The sequence below is a fragment of the uncultured Demequina sp. genome, assembly GCF_913055775.1.
In the GTDB taxonomy this organism is placed as follows: domain Bacteria; phylum Actinomycetota; class Actinomycetes; order Actinomycetales; family Demequinaceae; genus Demequina.
Genome location: NZ_CAJXJX010000159.1, coordinates 1 through 5,145 on the forward strand (window position 1 = coordinate 1; position 5,145 = coordinate 5,145).

The 5,145-nt window shown below is 68.9% G+C and carries 4 protein-coding genes; 3 read left to right on the top strand and 1 reads right to left on the bottom strand.

Features of this window, described 5'->3' with window-relative positions; translation table 11 throughout:
- Nucleotides 1–988, top strand: a 988-nt coding sequence (locus QZ483_RS12545) for a TerC family protein (RefSeq protein WP_297084507.1), incomplete at its 5' end; no start/stop codon positions are given.
- 27 nt (nucleotides 989–1,015) lie between these two features.
- Here QZ483_RS12545 and QZ483_RS12550 read toward each other — a convergent pair.
- Nucleotides 1,016–1,315: a YciI family protein gene (locus QZ483_RS12550; protein ID WP_297084509.1), complete on the bottom strand. Its 300-nt coding sequence runs from the start codon at nucleotides 1,313–1,315 to the stop codon at nucleotides 1,016–1,018.
- A 101-nt stretch (nucleotides 1,316–1,416) separates the two neighbouring features.
- Between QZ483_RS12550 and uvrA the strand changes: the two genes are divergently transcribed.
- Nucleotides 1,417–4,263 (top strand): excinuclease ABC subunit UvrA, encoded by a 2,847-nt coding sequence (gene uvrA / locus QZ483_RS12555; protein WP_297084511.1) that lies wholly within the window; start codon nucleotides 1,417–1,419, stop codon nucleotides 4,261–4,263.
- 10 nt (nucleotides 4,264–4,273) lie between these two features.
- The coding region (gene uvrC, locus QZ483_RS12560; protein WP_297084516.1) for an excinuclease ABC subunit UvrC at nucleotides 4,274–5,145 on the top strand (872 nt) is incomplete at its 3' end.

Here is a 5,145-nt window from a genome sequence, read left to right on the forward strand (position 1 = left end):
CGTCGTGATCCGCAAGCCGCACGAGCCGACGTTCCGGGAGTCTGTGGGGTGGTCGCTGTTCTACATCGCGGTGGCGCTGCTGTTCGGTGTGGTGCTCCACGTGTGGCACGCGGACTTCTCGACCACGGAGTACCTCGCCGGATACATCACCGAGAAGTCGCTGTCGGTCGACAACCTGTTCGTGTTCCTCGTCATCATGTCGAGGTTCGCGGTGCCTCCCCAGTACCGCTCGCGGGTGCTGCTCGTCGGCATCGCGATCGCGCTCGTGCTGCGCGCGGTGTTCATCGCTGCGGGCGCCGCCGCGCTGGACGCGTTCGCCGCGCTGTTCTACGTGTTCGGCCTGTTCCTCATCTACACGGCGTGGGGCCTCGCCCGCGAGAGCGCCGGGGAGTCGATGGACCAGGAGTACCAGGAAGGTCGCGTCGTCAGGCTGGTGCGGCGCCTGTACCCGGTCACGGACGGCTACCGGGAAGGACGCATCACGGTCCGCGAGGCCGGGCGGCGCATGGTGACGCCGATGCTCCTGGTCATGATCGCGATCGGCTCGACGGACGTCCTGTTCGCGCTCGACTCGATCCCGGCGATCTTCGGTCTCACGCAGGATCCGTTCATCGTCTTCACGGCCAACGCGTTCGCGCTGCTGGGCCTGAGGCAGCTGTACTTCCTGGTCGAGGGGCTGCTGAAGCGACTGGTGTACCTGCACTACGGACTGGCCGCGATCCTCGCGTTCATCGGCGTCAAGCTCGTGCTGCACGCGATGCACGAGAACAGCATCCCCTTCGTCAACGGGGGCGAGCCCATTCCGGTGCCGGAGATCTCGACGGCACTGTCGCTCACGGTCATCGTCGTGGTCCTCGCGATCGCGACGGGCGCGAGTCTGCTGGCCACGCGGCGCGGCGCGCAACAGGACGCGGAGGCCTCGCCCGAGGCGCTGGACGGTGATCCTCGGCGCGGAGCGATCCCGACCGACGGCGCAAAGGAGCAGTGAGCCCGGCCGTCCGCTGCCCTGGAGAGGTCAGGACTCCCGGGCGGTGAGCGCCGGACCGAACACCGCGGGCCACACCCGGATGCGGTGATCCGGGACCAGGCCCTCCTCCATATACGGGTCGGACGCGATGATCGCCTCGACATCATCGAGGGACTCGGCCTCGCACACGAGAAGCGCGCCAGGCGAACCCGAGTCGTCGTACCTGCCATACGCGAGCATGGTCCCGAGCTCCGCGAGCCCGGCCAGGTAGGCGCGGTGCGCGGGCCTGTGGGCGTCACGTTCCGCGGAGCGCTCGTCGTACGCGTACTCGATCGTGAAGGTCGTCATGCGCCCATCGTGCCAGGTTGACCGGACGTCGAACCAGGGCTGTGTGCACGACACGCGGGTTCGAACATGCGTTCGAACCCGCGAATGCGTAGCATTGCCCTGTGAACGACAGACTGCTGGTGCGTGGAGCCCGTGAGCACAACCTCAAGGGCGTGGACCTCGACCTTCCCCGCGACGCGCTGATCGTGTTCAGCGGCCTGTCGGGATCGGGCAAGTCGTCGCTGGCCTTCGACACGATCTTCGCCGAGGGACAGCGGCGCTACGTGGAGTCGCTGTCCGCGTACGCGCGCCAGTTCCTGGGGCAGATGGACAAGCCGGACGTGGACTTCATCGAGGGCCTGTCGCCGGCGGTGTCGATCGACCAGAAGTCGACCAACCGCAATCCTCGGTCGACGGTCGGGACCATCACCGAGGTCTACGACTACCTCCGGCTGCTGTACGCGCGCGTCGGCACGCCGCACTGCCCGGTGTGCGGGGAGCGGATCCAGGCGCAGACGCCGCAGCAGATCGTCGACTCCGTGCTGGCGCTGCCCGAGGGCACCCGCTACCAGGTCCTCGCCCCGGTCGTGCGCGGACGGAAGGGCGAGTACGCGGATCTGTTCGAGGAGCTCCAGCAGCAGGGATTCGCGCGTGCGCGGGTCGACGGCGAGACGGTGCAGCTGACGGATCCGCCGCAGCTGGAGAAGAAGCTCAAGCACGACATCGAGGTCGTGGTCGACCGCCTGGTGGCACGCGACGGCGTCCGGCAGCGGCTCAGGGACTCGGTCGAGACCGCGCTGCGCCTCGCCGAGGGACTCGTGCTGATCGACCCTGTCGACGGCGACATCGAGCAGCGGCGCTACAGCGAGAAGCGCGCGTGCCCCAACGATCACGTGCTGGCGCTCGAGGAGATCGAACCGCGCACGTTCTCGTTCAACGCCCCGTACGGCGCGTGCCCGGAGTGCACCGGCATCGGGGTCCGCCTCGAGGTCGATCCCGGCCTGGTCGTGCCCGATCCGGCGCTGAGCCTCGCCGAGGGCGCCGTGGCGCCGTGGTCCAGCACCTCGAGCTCGTCCGAGTACTTCGGCCGCCTGCTGACGGCCCTGTCGAAGGACATGGGCTTCTCGATGGACACGGCCTGGGAGGACCTGCCCGACGACGTGCGCGAGGCGATTCTCGTGGGCAAGGACTACGAGGTCCACGTGAAGTTCCGTAACCGGTTCGGCCGCGAGCGGCAGTACACCACGGGCTTCGAGGGCGTCATCACCTGGATCGAGCGGCTGCATTCGCAGACGGAGTCGGACTGGTCGCGCGATCGTTATGAGGCCTACATGCGCGAGGTGCCGTGCCCCGTGTGCGCGGGCGCACGCCTCAAGCCGGAGGTGCTGTCCGTCACGATCGGCGACCGGTCCATCGCGGAGGTCTGCGACCTGTCGATCGCGCAGGCGCGGGACTTCCTCCTGACTGCGGAGCTCGACGAGCGAGGGCGGCAGATCGCCGTGCAGGTGCTCAAGGAGATCGACGCCCGCCTGGGCTTCCTGCTCGACGTCGGGCTCGACTACCTCACGCTGTCGAGGGCCGCCGGCACGCTGTCGGGAGGCGAGGCGCAGCGCATCCGGCTCGCCACGCAGATCGGTTCAGGGCTGGTGGGCGTCCTCTACGTCCTCGACGAGCCGAGCATCGGCCTCCACCAGCGCGACAACCGCAGGCTGATCGACACGCTCACCCGACTGCGCGATCTCGGGAACACGCTCATCGTGGTCGAGCACGACGAGGACACGATCCGCACTGCGGACTGGGTGGTCGACATCGGCCCCGGCGCGGGCGAGCACGGGGGAGAGGTCGTGCACTCGGGGTCGTACGACGAGCTCCTCGACAACGATCGCTCGATCACCGGCGCGTACGTCTCCGGGCGCCGGTCCATCGCGATGCCCGAGGATCGTCGTTCGCCGGATCCCGACCGGAGCATCACGGTCGTGGGCGCCCGCGAGCACAACCTGCAGGGCATCGACGTGACGTTTCCGCTGGGAGTGTTCACCGCCGTGACCGGGGTGTCGGGCTCCGGAAAGTCCACCTTGGTGAACTCGATCCTGTACACGTCGCTCGCGAACACCCTCAACGGCGCCCGCCAGGTCGCCGGTCGCCATACGCGGATCACCGGCACGGATCAGCTCGACAAGATCGTGCACGTGGATCAGGGACCCATCGGACGCACGCCGCGGTCCAACCCGGCGACCTACACCGGCGTGTGGGACAAGATCCGCAAGCTGTTCGCCGAGACCTCGGAGGCGAAGGTCCGGGGCTACGGCCCCGGCCGGTTCTCGTTCAACGTCAAGGGCGGCCGATGCGAGTCCTGCTCGGGCGACGGCACGCTCAAGATCGAGATGAACTTCCTTCCCGACGTCTACGTCCCGTGCGAAGTGTGCAAGGGCGCGCGGTACAACCGCGAGACGCTCGAGGTGCACTTCAAGGGCAAGACGGTCGCCGACGTGCTGGACATGCCCATCGAGCACGCGGCCGAGTTCTTCGAGGCCATCCCGGCCATCTCCCGGCATCTGCGCACGCTGGTGGACGTGGGCCTGGGCTATGTGCGGCTCGGCCAGCCGGCCCCCACGCTGTCCGGTGGCGAGGCCCAGCGGGTGAAGCTCGCGTCCGAGCTGCAGCGGCGGTCGACCGGCCGCACGGTGTACGTGCTGGACGAGCCGACCACCGGCCTCCACTTCGAGGACGTGCGCAAGCTGCTGGGGGTTCTCCAGGGCCTCGTCGACAAGGGCAACACCGTGATCGTCATCGAGCACAACCTGGACGTCATCAAGTCTGCCGACTGGGTCATCGACATGGGACCGGAGGGCGGCTCGGGCGGAGGCCTGGTGGTCGCTGAGGGCAGCCCCGAGGACGTCGCGAGAGTCGAGGCCAGCCACACGGGTACGTTCCTCGAGGAGGTCCTCGGCGCCGGGGCCCGCGCGTAGGCTGACGGTCGTGACTGACCCCGCGGACTACCGGCCCGCGCCCGGCACGGTTCCGACCGAGCCCGGCGTGTACCGGTTCCGCGACCCGCACGGCAGGGTCGTCTACGTCGGCAAGGCGAAGAGCCTCAGGGCGCGCCTCGCGAACTACTTCCAGGATCCTTCGCGCCTGCACCCGCGCACGCGCGCGATGGTGACCACGGCGGCGTCCGTCGAGTGGACGGTCGTCCGCAACGAGGTCGAGGCGCTGATCCTCGAGCACACGTGGATCAAGCAGTACGACCCGCGGTTCAACGTCGTGTTCAAGGACGACAAGTCGTATCCCTACCTGGCGGTGACCTTGGGCGAGAAGTTCCCGCGCGTGCAGGTGATGCGGGGCGAGCGGAAGAAGGGCGTGCGGTACTTCGGTCCGTACGCTCGGGCGTGGCAGATCCGCGAGACCGTGGACACCCTGCTCACGGCGCTGCCGGTCCGCACGTGCGCTCCGGGCGTCTTCCGCAAGGCGGAGCGTCAGGGCCGGCCGTGCCTGCTCGGCCACATCGACAAGTGCTCGGCGCCGTGCGTCGGCCGCATCTCTCCCGAGGATCATCGGGCGCTCGCCGAGCGCGTGTGCGCCGTCCTGGGCGGCGATGCCAAGGGCATGATCCGCGACCTCACGCAGGCGATGACGGACGCCGCCGAACGCGAGGACTTCGAGGCGGCGGCGCGCGCGCGGGACCGGCTGCACGCGCTGCGCGACGTGCTCGACCGCAACGCCGTGGTGCTCGACGCGGGCACGGACGTCGACATCTTCAGCCTGGTCGACGAGGAGCTCGAGGCGGCCGCGCACGTGTTCTACGTGCGCGACGGGCGCATCACGGGCGAGCGCGGGTGGGTGGTGGACAA

Bases quoted from the DNA above. Each gene is read 5' to 3' on its own strand.
- QZ483_RS12550 (WP_297084509.1), bottom strand. From the start codon at position 1,315: ATGACGACCTTCACGATCGAGTACGCGTACGACGAGCGCTCCGCGGAA.